This is a genomic window from Providencia sp. PROV261, from assembly GCF_028477945.1.
Taxonomy (GTDB): domain Bacteria; phylum Pseudomonadota; class Gammaproteobacteria; order Enterobacterales; family Enterobacteriaceae; genus Providencia; species Providencia stuartii.
Genome location: NZ_JAMPMC010000062.1, coordinates 1 through 3,710, shown reverse-complemented (window position 1 = coordinate 3,710; position 3,710 = coordinate 1). Strand labels below are relative to the sequence as shown.

The 3,710-nt window shown below is 43.3% G+C and carries 6 protein-coding genes and 1 pseudogene; 1 reads left to right on the top strand and 6 read right to left on the bottom strand.

What is annotated here, in order from left to right; genetic code table 11:
* Nucleotides 1–112, bottom strand: a pseudogene (locus PR675_RS20165) (IS5/IS1182 family transposase); the annotation flags it as partial.
* On the opposite strand from PR675_RS20165, the gene tnpA reads away from it, so the two are divergent.
* Nucleotides 76–444 carry an IS200/IS605 family transposase gene (gene tnpA, locus PR675_RS20160; RefSeq protein ID WP_272582953.1) on the top strand — a complete coding sequence of 123 codons (369 nt, stop codon included), beginning with the start codon at nt 76–78 and terminating at the stop codon, nt 442–444. The pseudogene PR675_RS20165 and the gene tnpA overlap by 37 nt on opposite strands.
* A 185-nt stretch (nt 445–629) precedes the next feature.
* Here the strand turns inward: tnpA and PR675_RS20155 are convergent, their stop codons facing one another.
* The 5 genes from PR675_RS20155 to PR675_RS20135 form a co-directional block, all read right to left on the bottom strand.
* Nucleotides 630–1,646, bottom strand: a complete 1,017-nt coding sequence (locus PR675_RS20155) for a hypothetical protein (RefSeq protein ID WP_272582952.1) — start codon at nt 1,644–1,646, stop codon at nt 630–632.
* An 81-nt stretch (nt 1,647–1,727) separates the two neighbouring features.
* The gene (locus tag PR675_RS20150) at nt 1,728–2,270 is read right to left on the bottom strand and encodes a fimbrial protein (RefSeq protein WP_272582951.1); all 543 of its coding nucleotides are present in this window, start codon (nt 2,268–2,270) and stop codon (nt 1,728–1,730) included.
* Nucleotides 2,271–2,280: 10 nt separating this feature from the next.
* Nucleotides 2,281–2,808 (bottom strand): fimbrial protein, encoded by a 528-nt coding sequence (locus PR675_RS20145; protein WP_272582950.1) that lies wholly within the window; start codon nt 2,806–2,808, stop codon nt 2,281–2,283.
* Nucleotides 2,805–3,308, bottom strand: a complete 504-nt coding sequence (locus PR675_RS20140; protein ID WP_272582949.1) for a fimbrial protein — start codon at nt 3,306–3,308, stop codon at nt 2,805–2,807. The genes PR675_RS20145 and PR675_RS20140 overlap by 4 nt, the downstream gene beginning before the upstream one ends.
* Before the next feature lie 10 nt (nt 3,309–3,318).
* A partial coding sequence (locus PR675_RS20135) for a fimbrial protein (RefSeq protein ID WP_336297850.1) occupies nt 3,319–3,710 on the bottom strand: 392 nt, incomplete at its 5' end.

The following is a 3,710-nucleotide window of genomic DNA, read 5'->3' as shown; positions in this document are numbered from 1 at the left end:
TTCCCGTCAGTCATCAGACTGCGCTTTACGCCCCGTTTCCCCCGGTCTGTTGGGTTCTTGCCTGTTTTTTTGAGCCTGCCAGCGGTGATTTGGTCATACACCATCCATCGACAACGTAAGCTATTTGACGGACAAATGATAGAGCAGTTGCATGATGCTTTTAGCTCTGCTGCCGGAAAACTCGAATGTGAAATTATAGAGATGGATGGAGAGCCAGACCATGTACACCTGCTGGTAGCCTACCCGCCAAAGCTTGCTGTCAGTGTGATGGTCAATAATTTGAAATCGGTATCGTCGCGTATGTTACGCCAGCAGAACACACATTTACGGATGCAAAGTAAAACAGGGTTGTTGTGGTCGAGATCATACTTTGTCTGTAGCACCGGAGGGGCAACAATTGAAACGCTCAGAGCCTACATTCAAAGCCAGTCAACGCCTGATTGATCTTTAAAGTCCTGCGGACTTTTCGCCTTATATCCCTGCCCGCAATTGGGCGAGGGTTTACGGCGTTTTTTGCTAAATTGAGAAAATAAGATTTGATATAAAACTCAAATTTTTAATATCCAACCACCCCTAAAACAATAAGAATATTGGATAGGATTTTATAAGAAATAAATTATTTATTAGCCTTAATTGTAATTAATAAGAACCACACCTGACCGCGAATAAGAATTGGGGATCAAATTACCGACATCTGTCACCCGCGCCCATAATGAAGTACTTTCTGTTCTATTTTCACTTAAATTCCAATTCGATTTGGTATTTGAGTTATAATCATCAAACATCATTCGTATCGTTAATCCCCCCACTTTTATGTCATAAGGAGTTGCTTCTAAATTTACCGATGCATCTCCAGTACAAAGTCCATTAAGGCGTGCCGAAGCATAAGCATTAGCGGCTGATTTTTGATCTACAATCCCTAAATCTAATGTGTTATTATCAAACCAAAAATCACAGACTGGATCGTCTTCACCAGGTATTGGCGGTAAGATAATTGCAGGCGTTTTCCACGAAGCTCTAGCTCGTCCGTAAGCTGCTCCAGTTTCGCCTTGGCATACCTCTCTATATCCAGCCGATACTTCTGGCTGGGTTCCAGTCTCAAATGCATATATAGTGAGCCCTCCGGGTATCGTATACATCCCCGACGGACCATTCACTGAGTATAATAATCCAACACCTCCACCTCCAGGGGAAGGAAGACTTGCACTAAGAAATACGCCACCGAGTGCATCTTCCCCCGTTAAGATTCCACTTTTATCCCGTGTAACTGGAGAATTAGGAGCTAAAGAAGTATAAGAAGCAAGATCATTCCTCGATGACACATGGTTATGACCTTCCTTAAGTACTCCCCATTCAAAGCTCCAACCAATTTGTACGGGCTCGTTACAAAAACCATCATTTGCAGGCGTTACAATACTCATAGTTGGCTCACCTTCAATCCGAAATCTATTTATAGTAAAACCCGGAGGGTTTGTTGAAACCCATGTACCATCCGCAATATAAACAAATCCTCCACTAACACTAGGTGGGGAAAATCCAGCTTCAATATCACTGGCCACTGTATACCCCCATGAATCTCTATCATAGATCACATCACCAAAAGCACTTATATGATAAAATAAGTATAAAAGTAGAAATTTTTTCATCGTCAGTCACCAAAAAACCATGTATATGCACGACCGTTAAACTGTAGTTGATAGCTCAATAATATTTTTAGATTCATTATCTTATTCATAACTCAACGTATAGGTCATCACTGCGGTAAAATTGCCTGAGGCTAGGCTTTTATTTGCTAGTGCTTCACGTTCACCTTGTACGTAAGCCTTTAAACGGATCGTCATATCACCATCTACCAGTGGCACTACATAATCAGTTGTTCCATCAATTGGAATAGGGCGGCCGTCCAAATATTCCAAGCCAATCCCAGCCCCTTTTGCTTCGCTATCAGGGGTAAACATCAGTAACCCTTCACTGTTCACAGGGCCTGAAAACGAGGCTTTTACCGTGCTACCCAGCGACGTATCACAGTCTTTCAACTCAAACGTAATCAAAAAACCCGATGTCCGAGTAAAGCGATAAAGTGATTTTGTTGGTGTCACACCCAAGTAGTAATATGGGTTTTCAGTTCCCGGCTCGATGGTGCACGGCAGAGCAATCAAAGTTCCGCCATAATTGATAGTGGTAGACGATACCGCGACTGCATTAGATGCACTAAATCCACCCAATAACGCTAACACAAGGTAACTAAGTATTTTGATTATTTTCTTCATTTTATTCACCTTACGGATAACGAATTTCTACTGTGCTAGTAGCTGAAAATGTATCTTCCAATAAAGTGATACCATCATCTCTCACAGGAACAGCCCATAAGGGAATTACCCTTGAATAACCACCTGACATTACGATGGGAATGTCATCATTATCAGGAGAAACAACTTGGCCTTGATAATATAAACGTATGCCAAGCCCTCTGATACTCGTTTGTACAGCATCAGTATCAAATGGAGCATTCATACCGTCATATCCCATATACAGCTGCACACCATTACCAAGGTCATTACCGCAAGTCACTGTTAATGTAAAATCCTTCCTATAATTAATGCCATCGATTTTGGTGATCCCTACCTCCCCAAAATCCACATAAATCGGATCATTATCCCCCGTGATATCACAAGGGGGATTGTCAATTAACGTTCCGTGAAAGTAGACCTCTGTTGAGGCGTGTGCCAGTGAGACGAAACATCCACTCATGACAACTATCATCATGGCCCAACATACGACGAAATTTGTGCGTTGTTGTGTCATCATTCATACTCCACCGTCAATAACGCCGTTGCATCAAACTCACCATCATTGAGTCCCCCAGTGCCACTCGCCACGGGTACGACAGATAATTCTGGTTCGTTGCCATAAGTAAAAGGGATCCAACTATCGAATGAAAAAGGATTGCCATCTTGTTTCACCATCAGCCCTAAATTAGTTTCGCTGGTTCTTAGCAGCCGATAGCCACCTTTGGTAAAAGTTGCCCCAGCGTTATTTCCAAAACGTAACTTAAGTGGAGTACTGTTGGTAGCATCCTCACAATCCAATGTATAATGAATAGGCTGTTCATACGCCACACCATCGATGTTTTTGATAATCATGTCACCAAACTCTACTTCGATGGTTTTATTATTATTCACATCGCACGTTTTCAGCTCGATACGCACTTTGACGGTAAAATCCAATTGCTTTGATCCAGCCAAACTGCTCGCTGGCAAACATAACGTGCCCAATAACAGTAATGCGCTACAACCAAACCTTGTCATTGCGCTCCCCTTACTCATACAACATTTCAAATGAAATCAACGCAGAATACGCGCCCGGCTGCATCAATTGTGCCGTACGTACCGGTGAGACATAATAGGTCAGCGTCGATTGCCCTGATGGCAGCAGATCTGGATTACTATTCTGATTTAAAGGCAAGATTTGCCCTGCCTTATCAGTCAGTACTAAACCAATCCCTTGTGCGCCAGTCACTCTGGCAAAATCCGGCATCCACGGTACCGTTGGCGCAATAAAACGGATTTTCACCGCCGGTTGGGTGCTGCTCCACGCGGTTTGCCCAGTTTGGACGTTTTCCAAGGCACTGTTCACTTCGATACAATCTTGCAACTCCAGATGAAACTGGGTTGGTCGGCCTCTGTCCCCCACCGCTTTCAATTCCGCGG

Bases quoted from the DNA above. Each gene is read 5' to 3' on its own strand.
- PR675_RS20155 (WP_272582952.1), bottom strand. From the start codon at position 1,646: ATGAAAAAATTTCTACTTTTATACTTATTTTATCATATAAGTGCTTTT.
- PR675_RS20150 (WP_272582951.1), bottom strand. From the start codon at position 2,270: ATGAAGAAAATAATCAAAATACTTAGTTACCTTGTGTTAGCGTTATTG.
- PR675_RS20145 (WP_272582950.1), bottom strand. From the start codon at position 2,808: ATGATGACACAACAACGCACAAATTTCGTCGTATGTTGGGCCATGATG.
- PR675_RS20140 (WP_272582949.1), bottom strand. From the start codon at position 3,308: ATGACAAGGTTTGGTTGTAGCGCATTACTGTTATTGGGCACGTTATGT.